This window comes from Paenibacillus tianmuensis, assembly GCF_900100345.1.
Taxonomy (GTDB): domain Bacteria; phylum Bacillota; class Bacilli; order Paenibacillales; family NBRC-103111; genus Paenibacillus_G; species Paenibacillus_G tianmuensis.
The window spans coordinates 34,626-53,184 of sequence record NZ_FMTT01000044.1; the positions used below are offsets into that span (position 1 = coordinate 34,626).

The following is an 18,559-nucleotide window of genomic DNA, read 5'->3' on the forward strand; positions in this document are numbered from 1 at the left end:
TTATAGTAAGTCTGATCGTTTTTAATTATCTTCGGAAGCTTATTGCCCGCTCACACAAAATTCAATCCCGCCGTAAACGGAAACGGCACCGGGAACAGCTCTTTCAAGGAGCTGCGAAGCGTAGAGTGCTCCGCCATGCCCTCGTTACCTCCGAAGACAAGCGAGATGAACGCCTGCGGAGCCAACTCTGCCGACAAGCCGTCGTATTCGAGCTTGACCCGGCCGTCGCCTGCTGATTGCACGCGAAGCGCTTCATGACGGCCCGGCGCCGTTTCCTCCCAGTACGGTCGAAGCTGCTCGATCAAGCGCTCGGGCCGGACTACGTAGATCGTGCCGTGATTCGGCTCTTCTTGGTACTGCGTCGGGGCGAGCGCCTCCTGCCAATCGCTTTCGTGCACGGAAACCGGGAGCTCGATCTGCTCCAGTTCCATCCGTTTAAGCGCATACGCGGCCAACAGCGCAACGGCCGGGCCGTCCCCCGCGGCTTCGATCAGGAACGGAACCCGCTTCGGGTCGAGCGGCGGATTCGGCACGGCGGCTACGAGAAACGCTACAGGTTTCCCGTCCCGCTCGGCTACGAGTACCCGATGCTTCATCTTAATGCAGCTGACGAACGCTTCGCTATGAACCAGATTTGCCAGGTCGGTGACGCTCTGCTCGAAGCGGGTTAATCTTGCGCCTGCCAGTTCCCGCAGATACAGCCAATCGGTCGCCTCCAGATCGCGCACCCGCACTCCTTCGGAAGCGTGACGGCTTTGCAGTTCCTGTGCTGCAGCCGCATCCACCGTATACCTCCGGATAACGCCGAACGGCAGGCAATTGACCCGCGTATACAAGGACCGATCGCCCGAAACGAGCAGCAGGGAGGCCCCCGCCTTGTCGATATGATCAAAAATGCGCTGTAAAATCTGGCTGGCGTAGCCTTTGCCCCGGGCAGCAGGATCGGTGCCGACGGAGCCGAGCTGATACGTGCCGAGCATTGCCTTTCCGATGCGGATCGTGACCGACACGAGTCCCATGAACGAGACCAGCTTGCCATCCTCGAACGCTCCGTAAGATTGACCTAAAGCCGTTGAAAAGACGTCGGGAAATGCAGGCTTCATGGAAATTTGCTGCGCATCGCGAAAAATCGAATCCGAAAGCTTGACTGCTTCGGCCATCTCGTTCGGCCGGACGAGCCGTATGTCTGCCACCGTAAATTCTCCTCCTTGTTCCTCGGTCCCGTGTTAATTGCCGTTTGCCAGCGCCACCGATTGGCGTACAAACCCGCCCGAACGCTCCAGCAGCTCGCGCGCGCCGTCCCGGTCCACCTTCGCCAAAATCATGACGATAGCGGTTTTGACGTGTTTGTCGGAAGCGGCGTACGCTTCGCTGATCACATCCTCCGGCGCGCCGGTCGCCATGCCGATAATCCGCTTGGCACGGTAGACGAGCTTCTCGTTGGAAGGCAGAACGTCCACCATGAGATTCTCATATACTTTGCCGATGCGGATCATGGAGGAGGTCGTCAGCATGTTCAGAATCATCTTCTGCGCGGTACCCGATTTCATTCGGGTCGAGCCGAGCACGACCTCCGGTCCGGCGACGGCTTCCAGCATCAGATCGGCGATACCGGCCATCGGGGTGTGCTCGTTATTGCACAGACCGATCACGATCGCTTGCTTTTCCTTCGCTCGCTTCATGGCGCCGAGCACATACGGGGTACGTCCGCTGGCGGCGATGCCTACGACCACGTCGCGGTCCGTTACGCCATGCTCGTCGATATCCTTCGCGCCAAGCTCCTCGCTGTCCTCCGCGCCCTCGACCGGCTCTTTTACCGCTTGAAAGCCCCCCGCAATGATGCCCTGCACCATGGACGGGTCCGTTCCGTAGGTCGGCGGACATTCCGACGCATCGAGAATGCCGAGCCGCCCGCTGGTGCCGGCGCCGATATAGAACAGCCGGCCCTGACGCTGAAAAGCGGCGACGATCCGGTCGACGGCTTGCGCGACTTGCGGGAGAATGCGGCCGACCGCTTCGGTGACCAGACGGTCTTCCTCGTGGATGAGCCGGACGATATCCTCGGAGCCTAACCGGTCGATTTGCGTCGTATTCGGATTGCGCTGTTCGGTCGTTAATTCATTCAGCAGGTTAAACATATGGACTGCTCCTTTATCGCGTTCTTTGGAAGAGCTCAAAGCCGAGCAAGGCGGCGCCATAAGCGGCGGGCTGCTCGGAAGCCGGGTGCAGGCGCAGCCCGGGGAACGTTTCGGAGATCGTCTGCCGGAACGTATCGGCGAACAAAGGAGAATGCTTGAACACCGAGCCCGTCGTCACAAGGTCCGAATCCGGGAACCAGGCGTCCTTACCAACCAAGGCTGCCGCCGCGACGGCAAGTTCCGCAGCCGCGCCTTCGATAATGCGCACGGCAACGGCATCCCCTTGCTTGCTTGCGTTGATGCACAGTTCGGCAAAGGCGGCAACGTCTTTTTTGCGAATGTCCGGTCCATAGATGTACGTTTTCAGTTCGGTAATCGAGTCGAAGCCATACGTATGCCGGATCATATCCGTTAGTGCCGTGGCCGGACAGATGTCGTCATGACTGCGCATCACGGCTTGCAGCGCGTGAAGTCCGATTTGGTAACCGCTTCCCTCATCGCCGAGCAGGTGACCCCAGCCGCCGACCCGGTAGCGCCGGCCTTCCGGCGTGCAGCCGAAGACGATCGAGCCGGTGCCGGAGACGACGGCGATGCCGTACTCCCGGCGAAGTGAAGCCATCAAGACGATTTCCGCATCGTTGCGCACGAACACCTCGAACGAAGCGCCGATTCGGGCCTGATAAGCCCGAAGAACGGCTTCGACCGCTTGCTTTTCCTCCGGCGTATCAGTGCCGGCCATGCCGATGCAGACGGCCAGACAGCGTCCGATTGCGCAGGCTTCATGTTGAAGCGCTTCGTCCAGCACGGCTTCCAGATGACGGGAAGCCTGCTCGAAGCCGATCGCCTTCGAATTCGTCGATTCGCCTGTACAGCCGAAGAGCCGGTTGCCCGAAGTATCGATGACGACCGCTTCCGTTTTGGTGCCGCCGCCGTCGATTCCGACGATATACTCCATCTTTATCACCTTCTTCTTAATTTGAGTATAAGACAACGAAGCTTGATTTGTAAAACAAAATTTCACGTTTCAAAAATAATATTGATTTAAAATTTCAAATACGGTATAATAAGTTTGACGATTGGAAACGGTATCAATAACACCGTTATGTTTTATTTAATAACATTATATGTGATGATATTTTACAGATAAGAGGGGGTGAGTGCAATTCATGGAGGTTTGGTTCGGTTAAGAGAGATTTTAGAAGGACTGAATCCTTCGGAGAAAAAGGTCGCGGAGTACGTACTCGCGCATCCCGGACGGATGATCGAGCTGTCTGTCGCCCAGTTGGCCGAAGCGAGCGGAGCCAGTCAGGCCGCCATCATCCGGTTGTGCAAATCGATGGGTGTGAAGGGCTACCAGGATTTCAAGCTGAAGGTGGCGGGAGACCTCCGGGAAACGGGCGGCGTGCAAGGCTACCAGGAAATCCGGCCGCAGGATTCGATTGCGACGATCGTGCAGCACGTATCCAACAATAATATTCAATCGATCCACGACACAGTGAAAATTCTCGATTTGGAGCAGGTGTCCAAGGCGGTGCAGGCGCTTCATCAGGCGAAGCGGATCTATTTCTTCGGCATCGGCGCTTCCAATCTGATCGGTCAAGACGCGCAGCAGAAATTTTTGCGCATCAACCGGACGTGCTTCTGCTTTGCCGATCCGCATGTGCAGCTCGCGTCGGCAGTGACCCTGACTGAGGAGGACGTCGCCGTCGGCATCTCGTACTCCGGCGAAACGAAGGAGGTCATTGCCGCCTTGAAGGCCGCCCGGGAGAACGGCGCCGTCACCATCGGCATCACGAAGTACGGCAGCACGACGCTCACCCAGTACACGGACATTCCGCTGTGCATCTCCTCGACGGAGAACGAGATTCGAAGCGGGGCGATGTCCTCCAGGATTACCCAGCTTAACGTGATCGATATTTTATACCTCGGGGTCGCAAGCAACAACTACGAGCAGTCCGCGATGTACCTCGACCGGAGCCGTCAGGCGATCCGGGAACTTGAGAACGGCATGGCCAAATTTAACCATAAAAGCTAACTAGGGGGATGGATGTATGAAGGTCAGCAAACTGCTTGCCGTGACGGTAGCTTTAAGTCTCGTCTTTGTTTCCGCCTGCGCCAAAAAAGAAGGGGCAACCAACGCCCCGGCCGGCGAAGCAGCGAAAGACGACAAGAAGCCCGATACCGTCAAGGTGTGGGCGTACCCGGTTCATCTGGATTACGAGAAGGAGATCAAGGAACTGATCGCCGAATTCAACAAGCAGTACCCGCATATTAAAGTAGAGCACGAAGTGCTGTCCTGGGCCGAAGGTCCGAAGAAATTCGACGTTTCTCTAAACGCGGGCGACCCGCCGGATTTGTATTACCACTCGGTGTCGGGACACTACGTCAACACGGGGCTAGCCATCCAGCTCGACCAATTCCTGACCCCGGAAATCAAGGACGATTACTTGCCGGGCATACTGGATCTGGGCAAAATTCAAGGCAAGCAGTACGGCCTGCCGCTGACCGCGGGACAATGGGATTGGGGCGGCAACAAGCGCATGTTGGAAGAAGCGGGCGTTGACTGGAAGAAGATTCAGGAGAAGGGCTGGACCTGGTCCGAATTCAGGGAAATCGCCAAGAAGCTGACGAAGAAGCTGCCTGACGGCTCGATGCAGTACGGTCTCGTGACGGACGGCACCAGCCTTGATTTCAGCCAATTGATTACGAAAAACGCCGGTCTGGTCGACGTCTTGGACGAGAAGGGCAAGTTTATTTGGAATGACGATAAAATTCTCGATTCCCTCAAATTCATCGACGGTCTGATGAAGGACGGCGTGATGCCGAAGGAAACAGGCGGACTCAATCCGCAGCAAAGAACGCAAATGTTCTACGATAGCAAAGCCGCCGTGATAAGTAAAGCGCTGCCATATTACGATACGATTATTGCCAACCGCAACAAAGATATCGACGCGGGTAAAGTGAAGGGCGAGAAGATCGACTTCGTCCTGCTGCCGGTTCCGCACCATGAGAATGCGCCGGGCAAGACGTACGTGATGGGCGAAGGCTTCGTCATGTTCAAGCAGAAGAAAGACAAGGGCGAGCAGCACGCGAAGAACGTTTTCCTCGTGATGGAAGCGCTGAGCGGCGCGAAAGCGGGGAACTCTTCCAACGAGCTGAACCTGCCGTTCGTCCGCAAGTCCCAGGCCAAAATGTACGAAGGCAAAGGCAAAGCCCAGAAGTATAACTGGGAAGCCGCGCAAAACTTTACGAAGAGCACGATCTCTTCGATCGAGAACAATCTGGACGTCGACAAGTCGACGAAGCTGAAGCAGTTCCAGGAGCAAGTGCAGAAGCCGACCTTCCAGGCGTTGTTCGCCGGGGAGAAAACGCCGGAGCAAATCGCCGAAGAGTTCAAAACCAAAGGCAAGCAAATGTTCGGCCAGTAATGCAGTAACAAGCCGCGCGAAAAGTATGCCCTGTATGGATTCATATGGGGCCTTTTTTTTCGGACTCGCCGGCGAAGGCATGAAGGAGGATCGCCATGGACAACTTACACAACGGGCCGGGTGTGCCGGGCCCAGCCATTCGGCCAAGGAAGGCGAACGCTTCCGTCAAGCAGTTTATCCGGGATTACGGTTGGTCGTATATGTTTATCCTCGTTCCGGTGCTGCTCTTTCTGGTGTTCACCCTGTATCCGGTCATCTCGGCGTTTTTGATGAGCTTTCAGAAGTATACCGTTTTGAAATCGGATTGGGTCGGCCTGGATAACTACAAGTTTATGTTTCAGGACGAAGTGTTCTGGAAGTCGATGAAAAATACTGTGATTTTCACCATCGGCACCGTGCCGGTCAACATTATTTTGACGTTCGTGCTCGCTTTTCTCATCTTTCAGATGCGTCAGTCTTGGCAGACGTTCTTTAAAGCGGCCTTGTACTTGCCGGGCGTCGTTTCGGGCGTGACGATCTCGCTCGTCTGGCTGGCGATCTTCGATCCGACCCCTTGGGGACCGATGAACACGTTGCTCGGCTGGTTCGGCATCGATCCGGTCATCTGGCTCGGAAAATCGAACAGCGCCTTGTTCTCGCTGATGCTGATGACGTACCTCGGCGCGCACGGGAGCGGCCTCATCCTGTACCTTGCGGCGATGGGCGGCGTTCCCAAATCACTGTACGAGGCGGCGGATATCGACCATGCGAGCGGCTGGACGAAGTTCTCGAAAATTACGTGGCCGCTGCTTAAGCCGACGACGCTGTATTTGCTGGTGACGGGGGTCATCACCTCGTTTCAGGTGTTCATCAGCGTGTACCTAATGACGCAGGGCGGTCCGAACTTCGCCACGACGACGATCGCTTATCTCATTTACCAGACGGCGTTCGTATTTTACGACTTCGGCTTGGCCTCCGCGCAATCGTTCGTGCTGGCCATCGTCATTATTATCATTTCGATCATTCAATTCAAATACTTCTCATCGGACATCGAATATTAAGGGGTGACTGCGTTGAGCAACCAATCGAAAGTGATCTTCATAAGCATTGCAGCGATCATCCTCGCTTTCTGGGCGGTCATCACGGTCATCCCCTTGTACTGGATGATCATTGGCTCGTTCCAGGATTCGCTGGCCTCGGCCGTCTTCAAGCCGCAGATGATTCCGGACATTTGGTCCGTCGCGCCGTACGAGCGCTTTTTCACGAAAAACAACGCCATTCAATGGCTGCTGAACTCGTTGTTCGTCTCTTCCGTGCTGACCGTCACGAACCTGTTCTTCGCTTCCATGGCGGGCTATGCGTTCGCGAAGCTTAAATTTCCCGGGAGCAATTCGATCTTCTGGGTGCTGCTGGGCACGATGATGATTCCGGCGCAGGTTACGCTGATCCCGCTATACGTGCTGGTGATCAACGTCTTCGACCTGGCGGATACGTATACGGCGATGATCGTGCCGACGTTGGTCAGCGTTGGGAATATTTTTCTTATGAAGCAGTATATGTCCACGTTACCGACATCGCTTATTCATGCCGCACGCATCGATGCCTGCAGCGAATTCGGCATTTTTTATAAAGTCATCCTGCCGATGGCCAAGCCCGGCCTCGCCGTTCTGGCAATCTTTACGTTCGTGGCGAACTGGAACGATTTTTTCTGGCCGTTCCTCGTGACGCGCTCGAGTGAGATGCGGACGATTCAGGTCGGTCTGGCAAGCTTCAAATTTGCCGAGTCCACGGACTATGGCGCGATTATGGCGGGCGCGACGATCGGCGCTCTGCCGATGATCATCCTGTTCTTCGCGCTGCAAAAATATTTCCTGCAAGGGATCACCATAGGAGCCGTGAAAGGCTAGAAGGAGGAAGCGAAGCGATGGCACGTGTGGTGTTTCAAAATATACGTAAAGAGTATGTGGACGACAAAAAAGGGAATTTCACCGCGGTAGAAAACTCTAATTTTGTGATCGAAGACCGGGAATTCGTCGTGTTCGTCGGTCCCTCGGGCTGCGGCAAAACGACCTCCCTGCGCATGATCGCAGGGCTGGAGCGGCAGACGAGCGGCGATATCTACATCGGGGACCGCCTCGTTAACCAAATGCACCCGAAGGACCGTGACATTGCGATGGTGTTCCAGGATTATGCCTTGTACCCGCATATGACAATAGAAGAAAACTTGTCCTTCGGGCTCAAAAACCTGAAACGGCCGAAGGAGGAAATCCAGCGCAAGGTGAAGGAGGCGTCCGCGATTCTGGGGCTGACCGACATGCTGGAACGCAAGCCGCGCGAACTCAGCGGCGGGCAGCGCCAGCGGGTGGCGGTCGGTCGGGCCATTGTGCGCGATCCGCAGGTGTTTCTGTTCGACGAGCCACTCTCGAACCTCGACGCGAAGCTGCGCATTCAGATGCGGGTGGAGCTGTCGGAGCTCCATAAGCGGCTTGGCGCGACCATCGTCTACGTAACCCACGATCAGGTCGAAGCGATGACGCTCGGGGAACGGATCGTCGTCATGAACAAGGGGCGCATTCAGCAGATTGCGTCGCCGACAGATCTGTACAACCGGCCGAGCAATATGTTCGTCGCCGGGTTTATCGGGTCGCCGGCCATGAACTTTATGGACGCGCGCATCGAACGAGGGCACGTGCATGTGGAGGGGGCCTCGTTTGCCCTGTCGGACGCCGCGGTCCGGGGATTGAAAGCGTACGAGGGCAAAAGCATCATTCTGGGCGTGCGCCCGGAGCATATATACGGTGAGGAACTCGCGCCGCCGGCCGCATCGGCATACCGGCTGAACGCCGTCGTACAAGTCGTGGAGAATCTTGGAGCGGAAAATCTCGTATACTTCCGCGTCGGACAGCGGATGGTGACGGCACGCGTCCATCCGGATACGATCGCGCAAGTCGGGCAGTCGAAGCTGTTTGCCTTCGACGGAGGCAAGCTGAATTTCTTCGATCCGGCTACGGAGGAGCGCATCGTGCTGGAGGCGTAATAGAAGCGGAATGTCTGGTGAAAAGGGAGCGGAGGGGGCGATCATTCTGTAGAAGCGTAAGCGTTCGCCTTTGTCCCCGGATTCTACCCGCTTAGGGTTCTATCATATCAAAGAATCCGGGGACAACAGCGATCGGAAGAATGATCCGCCCGCGCAGCGGCCTTTTCTATGCCTGGTATTTCCATAAAAGGGAGGTATGTCCGATGCGGAAGCTTAGTGAAATCATGGTGCGGTCCGGATTGCAAACGTACCGCGAAATCATTCATGTCGCCTTGTTCAGCATCGTCAGCTCGCTCGTCTTGTTTCCGGTGCTGCTCTTCCTGCCCGTGCCGCTGGCCTTGCTTGTGCTGGCGCTGCTGTACGTGCCTTTGGCGGCGGGCGCGATCTACGCGTGTCACCGCATTCTGCAAGGGGAGAAGGGGAGCGTGCGGGCCATGCTCAAGGGAACGCTGGCTCATTACGGCGCTTCGCTCGTCTTCGGGCTTGTCTGCGCTTTATTCGTAGTGATTCTTGTCTCCTCTTGGTGGTACTACGGCAGCCGGAGCGGGACGATGTCTTTGGCGCTGGCCGTGTTTCAGACCTACTTTGTGGCGCTCTTTTTCATCTCGCAGACCTATACGCTGTCTCTGGTCGTTCAGGAGCGGCTCGGCATCTTCAGCGCCATGGGCCGCAGCGTCAAGCTGTTCGTCGCCCGTCCGATGTATACGATCGGCGCTTGCTTCCAGATGCTGTGCATCGCCGTTCTGCTGGGCGTGACGGTCGTCGGCTTCGCCTGCTTATATATCGGCATGATCGGATTTTTTTCGAATCTGGTGACGGCAAACGTGCTGAAGAAGGATGAGGGGGAATCCCGGAGCGGCAGCGGGGCGGACGAATCGACCGCCGTATCCGGCGATTACCATTTTGCAGGCAGGGAGAGCTGAGTGATGGAGCGGATGGTTCAGACGGGAGCGGACCGTCTTCCGCTGTTGGAATCCGAGCTGCGCGGACAGCGCTTCGGGCTGCTGACGAACCCGACGGGCATCGATCAGCGGTTCGAATCCGTGATCGATCGGTGCGCCGGGTTCAAGTCGGCGGCTTTGACGGCGCTGTTCGCCTGCGAGCACGGCATTCGCGGCGAGCGGCAGGCAGGGGTTCGCTTCGGTGATGAGAAGGACGACAAGACGGGGATTCCCGTCTTTAGTTTATATGGGGACCACAAGCGGCCCACGGAAGCAATGATGGACCGGGTGGATGCCGTCGTTTTCGACATTCAGGATTTGGGAGTACGCTTTTACACCTATTTAAGTACGCTGGTTTACATGATGGAAGCGTGCGCGGCCTACGGCAAACGGCTGATTGTGCTTGACCGGCCGAATCCGCTCGGCGGGATCGTCAGCGAGGGCGGAATGCTGGAAGCGGGCTACGAATCGATGGTCGGCGCGTGGGAGGTACCCTTCCGCACAGGGTTGACCATCGGCGAGTTTGCGGGGTACGTGAACAGCCGCTTGCCTGTACGGTGCAGCTTGCAGGTCGTGCCGCTGCTCGGCTGGGAACGGGACATGGAGTATCCGGCGACGGGACTGCCATGGATCATGCCTTCGCCCAATATGCCGACGATGGACACGGTGCGGGTGTATACGGGGAACTGCCTGTTCGAAGGCACGAATGTGTCCGAAGGACGGGGGACGACACGGCCGTTCGAGCTGCTCGGCGCGCCCTGGATGAACGGACGCGCGGTTAGCGAAGCGGTGAACCGCTTGGGACTGCCGGGCGTGCACTTGCAGCCGGTCTATTTTACGCCGACGTTCTCGAAGTATCAGGGCGAGCTGTGCAGCGGCGTTCAGCTGTTCGTGACCGATCCGGCGGCATATCGTTCCGTCGCGACGGCGCTGCATCTGCTGCATACGATTGCGGCGCTTTACCCGGCGCAGTTTCAATGGACGCCGCCGTTTAAGGAAGGGCGGAAGCCTTTTATCGACTATTTGTCCGGCAGCGATCTTGTCCGCACTTCGATTCATACGGAGGCGGGGCTGAACCGGATTTTATCGTTATGGGACGTGCAAGCGAAGGCATGGAACGACGCGAGGCGGCCATATTTGTTGTACGGAGGGGAAGCATGATGGAGCTTGCAGGCATGACGTTGGAGGAAAAAGTCGGACAGCTTATCCAGGCAGGCTTCCACAGTCTGGAGCCGGACGAGCATATTTTGGAGCTGATCGAACGGCGGCGGATCGGCGGCGTTATTTTGTTCACGCGCAATGTGCAGGACCCGGCGCAGGTCGCAGCTTTGACCGGGAAGCTGCAGGAGGCGGCGCAGCGGGCGGGAACGGCTCCGCTGTGGATTTCCATCGATCAGGAAGGCGGCATGGTGGCGCGTATAACGGAAGGCGTCGCGCTGATGCCGGGAGCGATGGCGATTGCCGCTGGGGGCTCGGTGGAGGCGGCGTACGAAGCGGCCCTCGTTGCCGGCCGCGAGCTGCGGGCGCTCGGCATCAACATGAATTTTGCGCCGGACCTGGATATCAATAACAATCCGGCCAATCCGGTGATCGGGGTGCGCTCCTTCGGCGAAGCCCCGGAAGCCGTTGCGGAGTACGGATCGGCTTCGATCCGCGGCTTTCAGGACGCGGGCGTGTCGGCGACGGCGAAGCATTTTCCGGGCCATGGTGATACCAATACGGACTCCCACCTCGACCTGCCGACGATCCCACATTCGCGCGGGCGGATCGAAGCGGTCGAACTGGTTCCGTTCCGGCGCGCCGTTGCTGAAGGCGTCGATGCGGTCATGTCGTCGCACATCGTGTTTCCCGCGTTCGAGCCGGAACGGCTGCCCGCGACATTATCCCGCCGCGTGCTGACGGGACTGCTGCGGGAGGAGCTCGGCTTCGACGGCGTCATCGTGACGGATTGCATGGAGATGCAGGCGATTGCCGACCATTACGGTACGGTGCAAGCGGCAGTCCTGGCCGTGGAAGCGGGCGCGGACATCGTCTTGATCAGCCACAGCCGCGAGCTGCAGGAAGGCGCCCTCGACGCGCTGCTGGAGGCAGTCCGCTCCGGGCGGATCAGCGAGGAGCGGATCGACGCGTCGGTCCGCAGGCTGCTCGCGTTGAAGCGGAAGCGGCTGGCCGCGGGGACGGGCGGAGCGCCGGAGCCGCATGAAGCGGCGCTCCGCCTTGTCGGCTGCGAGGCGCATCGGCAGACCGCGAGGCGGATCAGCGAGGCTAGCGTGACGCTGGTCAAAGACGAGGAAGGGCTGCTGCCGCTCCGGCACATTCCGACACTCGTTATCCATACGTCGGCCGTTGCGACTTCGATTGCCGACGAAGCCGTCGATATTCCGCATACGTTCGGAAAAGCGTTGGCTGCGCAGGGGCTGGACGTCGTCGAACGGATCATTCCCGTGTCGCCGGACGGCGAGGCGCTGCAAGCGCTGTTGACGCAGGCCGAGCCGTTCGGGCAGGTCGTCGTGAGCACGTACAACGCTTCCTTTTATCCCGGGCAGGTCCGGTTGATCGAAGCGCTGCAATCGCTCGGCAAGCGGCCGGTTGTCGTCGCGCTGCGCAATCCGTACGATCTGCGCGAATTCCCGGGCGTATCGACCTATGCAGCGGTGTACGAATCGAGGCCGCTCGCGCTGGAGAGCGCGGCCAAAGGGCTGACCGGCGCGATCCCGATGCGGGGCAAGCTGCCGGTCACGGTCAGCGAAGCTTATCCCGTGGGCTGGGGGGCGGACGGGCCATGCTAGCGTCCTACTTCCGCAAACCGCAGCGGCTGGTCGTCGGCCTGATGTCCGGCACGTCGCTCGACGGCGTCGATGCCGCGATCGTCCGCATCGAGGGGCAGGGACTCGATACGAAGGTCGAGCTCGTTCATTACACCGCGGTTTCTTACGACGACACGCTCCGCGAGAAGCTGAAGGACCTATGCAGCTTGGATCGGTCGAACGTGGCGATGGTGTGCGGCATGAACTTTTATCTCGGCATCGTCTTTGCGGAGGCGGTGCGGCTGGCTGCTGCGGAAGCGGGGCTATCGATGGACGAGATCGACCTTGTCAGCTCGCATGGCCAGACGATATGGCATATTCCCGAGGCCGACCCGAGCGAATGGTGCCAGGTCCGCTCGACGCTGCAAATCGGCGATCTGTCGGTGATCGCCAAGCATACCGGCAAGCCGGTCGTCGGCGACTATCGGACCGCCGATATGGCGGTCGGCGGGCAAGGCGCGCCGCTCGTGCCGTACGCCGATTTCATCCTGTTCCGGGACGCAAGCAAGGGCCGCATCGCGCAAAATATCGGCGGCATCGGCAACTGCACCGCCATCCCGGCGGGCGGTCTGCCGGAGGAGGTCATCGCCTTCGACACAGGACCGGGCAACATGCTGATCGACGAAGCTGTCTATCAGCTATCCGGTGGGGCGAAGAGCTATGACGACGGAGGGGCTTGGGCGGCGCAAGGGCGGGCGGACGACTCGCTCTTAGACCGGATGCTGAGCCATCCGTACTTCGCGCTGAAGCCCGTGAAGACGACGGGCCGCGAAATGTTTGGCAAGCCGTATGCGGCGGAGTGGATCGGCGAAGCGCGGCGGCTGGGGCTCGCGGACGCGGACATCGTCGCCACGTTCACGGCCTTCACCGCGCGTTCCATTGCCGCGGGCTACCGCGACTTCGTCTTCTCCGTCTGCCGGGCGGATGAAGTGATCGTGTCTGGCGGCGGGGCGCACAACCGAACGCTACTGCGCATGCTGGCCGGGCTGCTGCCGGAGCAGCGGGTGGTCACGTCGGATGCGTTCGGCATCTCCGGCGATGCCAAGGAAGCGATCGCATTCGCCTTGTTTGCGAACAATTTCCTGCACGGTATTCCGAACCAGCTGCCGTCTGCGACCGGCGCTTCGCGTCCGGCCGTCATGGGCAAGCTCGCTTTGCCGGAATGACAGGATATGAAGAAGTTATCCTTTAAGAGAACTTAAAATTTACCGCTTGGCTTATGCAGCAAGCCTTTCTCAAGAGAACGCTCTGGGGAAGGCTTGCTGTTTTTTTTGCCGCTAATTTGACGTATCACACATAAAACAGGAAAATAAATAATATATTTTCCATATTTTGCGTGAGAGGTTCCTCTTATGGATCAAAACGATTATTTCAAGCAAATTTACACGCATCTGCAGGACGGGATCATTGTGATGGACCAGGAGCGCAGGATTGTGATAATGAATCCGTCGGCGGAGCGAATTACCGGCTGGAGCGAAGGCGGGTACGTGCCGTATTGCTCCTACTGTCAATCCAGAGCGCTTGAGCCGGGGGAAGAGCGCTGCTACCTGTTGGCCAAACGGGAGGTTCCGTACTTTCTGTCCTCGATGCCGACCTATGAAGGCGGTCTGGTGGAAATGGAAATGAGTACGGCCGTCATTTACGAGAATGCGGCGCAGAAGCGGCAGGAAGTGCTGCTGGTCCTGAAGGACTTGACCAACAAACGGAAGGAGGAAGAAGCGAGACTATCCAAAATGGTGCTGCAAAAGACGTTGGAAGCCCAGGAAAACGAACGTAAACGGCTCGCGCAGGAGCTGCACGACGGCGTCGGGCAATCGCTATATTCCGTGTCTGTGGGCCTGCAGGCGATCCGCTCCCGGACGAAGCACGGGGAGGAGGCATGGGGGAGCTATATGCAGGAGATCGTAGACGAACTGGAAAAGGTTATCCGGGACGTCAAGCTCTATTCGCTTCAGCTTCGTCCCCACAGTCTGGACCGGCTTGGTCTCATTCCGACGGTAAGCCATCTCGTCTCCACCTTGAACAAAGCGCATCCTGACCGGCAGCTGACGTTCAGCTACAGCCAAGTCGGCCACCGGCTGAAGCCGGCTCTGGAAATCCATCTGTACCGGATCATTCAGGAAGCGCTGCACAATGCTTTGAAGTATTCGCAAGCCGCGCTCATGGAAGTGATTTTGTACCGCGAAGGGGGCGAGCTCGTGTTGACCGTACAGGATAACGGCATCGGATTTATCCGCGGTCGGGTGGAGGAAGGACTCGGGCTGAAGCATATGGAAGAGCGGGCCTGCCAAATGGAAGGACGGCTGCATATCCGGTCTCTCCCCGGGGAAGGGACCGCCATCCAAGTCAGAGTACCGTACAAGGAGGCGGAAGAGTATGATACGCGTGCTGTTGGTCGACGACCACACGATGGTCCGCAAGGGACTTCGCATGCTGCTGGAAGGCTATCCTGAGCTTGAAATCGTCGGCGAAGGCCAAGACGGCTACGAAGCCGTCGATATGACGGGACGGCTGCTGCCGGATGTCGTCGTGATGGACTTGTCGATGCCCAGCGGGCTGGACGGCTTCGCCGCTTGCCGGGAAATCCGCAGGCGGCATCCTTCCGTCAAGACGGTCATTCTGACCATGCACGACGAAGAGATTTTCGTCCGGCAGTCCGTTCAGGTGGAGGCGGACGGGTACATTTTGAAGAACAGTCACGGCGAACTGCTGCATCAGGCAATTGTCGAAGTCGTTCAGGGCAAACGCTTTTACAAAACCTCCGTTTCGGACGATACCGTCAGGCGGTGGATCAATGCCGAAGAGGAGCGGCAGCCGTCTCCTCTTACGACCCGACAGAAGCAGATCGTCCGCCTGACTGTGCTGGGCTACGCCAACAAAGAGATCGCGGAGCAATTGTCCATCAGCGTCAAAACGGTGGAAAACCACAAAACGAACATCATGCAAAAGCTGGAGCTGGATACGAAGCACGAATTAATCCAATATGCGATCAAAAACAATTACCTGGAGCTGGCGCTTTGAACGGCGGCCGTAGGGGAGTTCCCCTATGGCGCGCGGAGCGGCCCGGCAGTACACTGGCGTTGACGGAAATCGCACCGCAAGAACAGCATTCGGCATTCGGGGGCAACCCTAACACGTAAGCGGGAGGATGATTATGACAGCTCCAGAGCATTATTCCGTTGTAATCGTAGGCGCAGGAACAGCCGGTATTTCCGTAGCGGCGCGCTTGGCCCGGGCTTCCCGGACGCTCCGGGGGCGAATCGCGCTGATTGATCCGGCGGCGAAGCATTATTATCAGCCTCTGTGGACTTTGGTCGGCGCAGGCGCGGCGAAGAAGGAAGAGACGGAGCGGGACATGGCCTCGCTCATCCCCGACGGCGTCGACTGGTTTCAAGAGGCGGTCGAGTCGTTTGCCCCGGAGGACAACCAGCTGCTGACGCAGCCGGGAAGAGCGATCAGCTATGATTGCCTGGTGGTGGCGGCAGGGCTGGAAATCGATTGGGGGCGAATCAAAGGCTTGAAGGAAGCCTTGGGTCTTGACGGCGTATGCAGCAACTATGCGTATGAGACGGTAGACAGCACGTGGGACGCGATCCGGAATTTTCAAGGCGGGACCGCGATCTTCACGCACCCGAATACGCCGATCAAATGCGGCGGCGCGCCGCAAAAAATCATGTATTTGGCGGACGACTACTTCCGCAAATCGGGGGTGCGCGACCGCTCGAATATTGTGTTCGTCTCGGCCAAGGACGTCATCTTCGACGTTCCCAAATACGCGCGCACACTGGAGCAAGTCATCCAGCGGAAGAAGATCGAGACGAAGTACCGGACCCATCTGATTGAGCTGCGTCCGGGGGCCAAGCAAGCAGTGTTCGAGCATCTGGGTACGAAAGAGCAGGAAGTCCTCTCTTACGACATGATTCACGTTACCCCGCCGATGCAAGCCCCGGCGTTTATCCGCGATAGTCTGCTTGCCGATAAGGGAGGCTGGGTCGACGTCGATCCTTCCACTTTACAGCATAAAGCGTTCCCGAATGTGTTCGGCCTGGGGGATTGCTCGAATTTGCCGACGTCCAAAACCGGCGCCGCCATCCGCAAGCAGGCTCCGGTCGTCGAACGGAACGTGCTGGCGTTCTTGCAAGGCGAGCCGCTGACCGCGAGCTATGACGGCTACACGTCCTGCCCGCTGGTCACCGGGTACAACCGGCTGGTGCTGGCCGAGTTCGATTATAACCTGACGCCGCAGGAGACGTTTCCGTTCGATCAATCGAAGGAGCGGCTCAGCATGTACTTATTGAAGAAAAACGTGCTGCCCGTCATGTACTGGAACGGTATGCTAAAAGGACGGATGTAGCGAGGCGAATGAAAGGGGACTGCCCAAGAAGCAAATTTTAAAGGGGGAAGGAATATGCTGCTGCGGTATTTTTACGATGAAAAACTGGCTCACGCCTCTTATCTGGTCGGCTGTCAACGGACGGGCGAAGCGATCGTGATCGATCCCGGCCGCCATCCGGCGTCTTACTTGCGTACCGCCGAAGCGGAAGGGCTGCGCCTTGTTGCCGCTACGGAAACCCATATTCATGCGGACTTCGTCTCGGGGTCCCGCGAGCTTGGCGTCGCGCATGGAGCAAAGCTGTATCTATCGGACGAGGGCGGCGACGATTGGCGTTATCGGTACGCGGAAGAGGCGGAGTGCCGGCTTGTAAAGCACGGGGACCGGTTTATGGTCGGCAACCTGTCGTTCGAGGTTCTGTACACGCCGGGCCATACGCCGGAGAGCATCTCGCTGCTGCTGACCGATCTCGGCGGGGGCGCCGACGAACCGATGGGCATTTTCACGGGGGACTTCGTCTTTGTGGGCGATGTCGGCAGGCCGGACCTGCTGGAAAAAGCGGCCGGACTTCGCGGCACGTCCGAGGCCGGGGCCCGGGCGATGTTCCGCTCTCTCCAGCAATTCAAGCGGCTGCCGGATTACCTGCAGGTCTGGCCGGCGCACGGGGCAGGCAGCGCGTGCGGCAAGTCGCTCGGGGCGGTGCCGTCCTCCACCGTCGGCTACGAGAAGCGGTTTAACCCGGCGCTGTCTTATACGGACGAAGAGGCATTCGTTCAGGCGCTGCTTGATGGACAGCCCGAGCCGCCGCGTTATTTTGCCGTGATGAAGCAGGTGAACCGGAAGGGACCGGAGCTGCTGGGCCGCCTTGCGGCGGTGGCGGAATTGGGGTCTCTGGAAGCGTTAACCGCCTTGCGTGAGGCGGGCGCAGCGGTGATCGACACCCGCCCTGCCAAGGAGTTCGCCAAAGGACATTTGGAAGGGACGATCAATATACCCTATAACAAATCGTTTCCGAACTGGGCCGGCTGGCTGGTCAATTACGAGCGTCCGCTGGCGGTATTGGCGAAGCCGGACCAATGGCCGGACATCTTGACCGCGCTCCGATCCATCGGCATCGACAACGTGACCGGCTATATGGATGCGGGCAAGCTTCGCGCGGTCGGTTCCGCGCGCCTGGAGTCGTATGCCGAAGCGATCCCGTGCGAGATGGCCGGGAAGGTGAGAGCGGGGGACGTGCATCTGGTGGATGTGCGAAGCTTGAGCGAATGGCAGGAAGGACGCATTCCCGGGGCGCAGCATCTTATGCTGGGTACCTTGCCCGGCCGCTTGAGCGAAATTCCGCGAGATAAGCCGGTCTTGCTGCAATGCCGTTCGGGCGCGCGCTCGGCCATCGCCGCAAGCTTGCTGCAAGCCGGCGGGATCAAAGAAGTGATTAACTTGAGCGGCGGGTATATCCGCTGGCGGGAAGAGGGACTGCCGCACGAAGACATTTCGAAGCCGCAGGCGGCCGGGAACAGGTAGAGCCACAGTGCCTTGCCAATTAATTTATTTTCGCAGGCCTGTTGATTAACCACTAAATGGTAGAAAAAAGATCGCCTTTGCTGTAGAATCGTTTGTACCACCAAGCGATTCGAGAAAGAGGCGATCTCATGAAAAATTGTATCACGATTCCATCCGTTCTTCAATCCATTCTGAGTCTTGAAGAAGTCAAATCAATTGTGCAAATGATAGGTTATGAAGACAAAGCCCGTAAGTTTACGGTATATGACTTGTTGCAATATTGGTGCACGGCTGCCCATCAACAATGGGAGGGTTACCGGGCAGGGGTTGACTGCGCTCATTCCTGCGGCTTAATTCAGGTTCACTATTCTAGCTTTTCGAGCAAAGCAGCAGAGG

16 protein-coding genes and 1 pseudogene are annotated in these 18,559 nt (G+C 58.2%); 14 read left to right on the forward strand and 3 right to left on the reverse strand.

Annotated features, from left to right (window positions below; genetic code table 11):
- Window positions 1–50 precede the first annotated feature (50 nt).
- The 3 genes from BLO51_RS22620 to BLO51_RS22630 are packed head-to-tail and all read right to left on the reverse strand — an operon-like array spanning window position 51 to window position 3,093.
- Window positions 51–1,193 carry a GNAT family N-acetyltransferase gene (locus tag BLO51_RS22620; protein WP_090675437.1) on the reverse strand — a complete coding sequence of 381 codons (1,143 nt, stop codon included), beginning with the start codon at window positions 1,191–1,193 and terminating at the stop codon, window positions 51–53.
- 33 nt (window positions 1,194–1,226) lie between these two features.
- A complete protein-coding gene (murQ, locus tag BLO51_RS22625; protein WP_090675439.1) occupies window positions 1,227–2,138 on the reverse strand; it encodes an N-acetylmuramic acid 6-phosphate etherase in 912 nt (303 codons plus the stop codon).
- 13 nt (window positions 2,139–2,151) lie between these two features.
- Complete coding sequence (locus BLO51_RS22630; protein ID WP_090675441.1) at window positions 2,152–3,093, reverse strand: BadF/BadG/BcrA/BcrD ATPase family protein; 942 nt, start codon at window positions 3,091–3,093, stop codon at window positions 2,152–2,154.
- Window positions 3,094–3,300: 207 nt separating this feature from the next.
- Here BLO51_RS22630 and BLO51_RS22635 point away from each other — a divergent pair, with 207 nt between their 5' ends.
- The 14 genes and pseudogenes from BLO51_RS22635 to BLO51_RS29900 all read left to right on the forward strand — a co-directional run.
- Window positions 3,301–4,173, forward strand: a complete 873-nt coding sequence (locus BLO51_RS22635) for a MurR/RpiR family transcriptional regulator (protein ID WP_090675465.1) — start codon at window positions 3,301–3,303, stop codon at window positions 4,171–4,173.
- 16 nt (window positions 4,174–4,189) lie between these two features.
- Complete coding sequence (locus BLO51_RS22640; protein ID WP_090675443.1) at window positions 4,190–5,566, forward strand: ABC transporter substrate-binding protein; 1,377 nt, start codon at window positions 4,190–4,192, stop codon at window positions 5,564–5,566.
- Window positions 5,567–5,661: 95 nt separating this feature from the next.
- Entirely contained in the window at window positions 5,662–6,606 is a 945-nt protein-coding gene (locus BLO51_RS22645) for a carbohydrate ABC transporter permease (protein WP_425415828.1), read from the forward strand.
- A gap of 12 nt (window positions 6,607–6,618) precedes the next feature.
- Window positions 6,619–7,452 (forward strand): carbohydrate ABC transporter permease, encoded by an 834-nt coding sequence (locus tag BLO51_RS22650; protein WP_090675444.1) that lies wholly within the window; start codon window positions 6,619–6,621, stop codon window positions 7,450–7,452.
- Between the two features lie 17 nt (window positions 7,453–7,469).
- Window positions 7,470–8,582, forward strand: a complete 1,113-nt coding sequence (locus BLO51_RS22655; RefSeq protein WP_090675446.1) for an ABC transporter ATP-binding protein — start codon at window positions 7,470–7,472, stop codon at window positions 8,580–8,582.
- A gap of 203 nt (window positions 8,583–8,785) precedes the next feature.
- Window positions 8,786–9,505 (forward strand): DUF2189 domain-containing protein, encoded by a 720-nt coding sequence (locus BLO51_RS22660; protein WP_090675448.1) that lies wholly within the window; start codon window positions 8,786–8,788, stop codon window positions 9,503–9,505.
- Window positions 9,506–9,508: 3 nt separating this feature from the next.
- Window positions 9,509–10,684 carry an exo-beta-N-acetylmuramidase NamZ family protein gene (locus tag BLO51_RS22665; protein WP_174551299.1) on the forward strand — a complete coding sequence of 392 codons (1,176 nt, stop codon included), beginning with the start codon at window positions 9,509–9,511 and terminating at the stop codon, window positions 10,682–10,684.
- Window positions 10,636–12,312, forward strand: a complete 1,677-nt coding sequence (nagZ, locus tag BLO51_RS22670) for a beta-N-acetylhexosaminidase (protein ID WP_245719780.1) — start codon at window positions 10,636–10,638, stop codon at window positions 12,310–12,312. Before BLO51_RS22665 ends, nagZ begins: the two co-directional genes overlap by 49 nt.
- Window positions 12,306–13,496: an anhydro-N-acetylmuramic acid kinase gene (locus BLO51_RS22675; RefSeq protein ID WP_090675453.1), complete on the forward strand. Its 1,191-nt coding sequence runs from the start codon at window positions 12,306–12,308 to the stop codon at window positions 13,494–13,496. The genes nagZ and BLO51_RS22675 overlap by 7 nt, the downstream gene beginning before the upstream one ends.
- A gap of 186 nt (window positions 13,497–13,682) precedes the next feature.
- Window positions 13,683–14,783: a PAS domain-containing sensor histidine kinase gene (locus tag BLO51_RS22680; RefSeq protein ID WP_090675455.1), complete on the forward strand. Its 1,101-nt coding sequence runs from the start codon at window positions 13,683–13,685 to the stop codon at window positions 14,781–14,783.
- Window positions 14,707–15,351 carry a response regulator gene (locus tag BLO51_RS22685; RefSeq protein ID WP_090675457.1) on the forward strand — a complete coding sequence of 215 codons (645 nt, stop codon included), beginning with the start codon at window positions 14,707–14,709 and terminating at the stop codon, window positions 15,349–15,351. Before BLO51_RS22680 ends, BLO51_RS22685 begins: the two co-directional genes overlap by 77 nt.
- Window positions 15,352–15,484: 133 nt before the next feature.
- Window positions 15,485–16,684 (forward strand): NAD(P)/FAD-dependent oxidoreductase, encoded by a 1,200-nt coding sequence (locus BLO51_RS22690; RefSeq protein ID WP_090675458.1) that lies wholly within the window; start codon window positions 15,485–15,487, stop codon window positions 16,682–16,684.
- Between the two features lie 54 nt (window positions 16,685–16,738).
- Complete coding sequence (locus BLO51_RS22695; RefSeq protein ID WP_090675460.1) at window positions 16,739–18,184, forward strand: MBL fold metallo-hydrolase; 1,446 nt, start codon at window positions 16,739–16,741, stop codon at window positions 18,182–18,184.
- Between the two features lie 128 nt (window positions 18,185–18,312).
- Window positions 18,313–18,559: pseudogene (locus BLO51_RS29900) on the forward strand (IS4 family transposase); the annotation flags it as partial.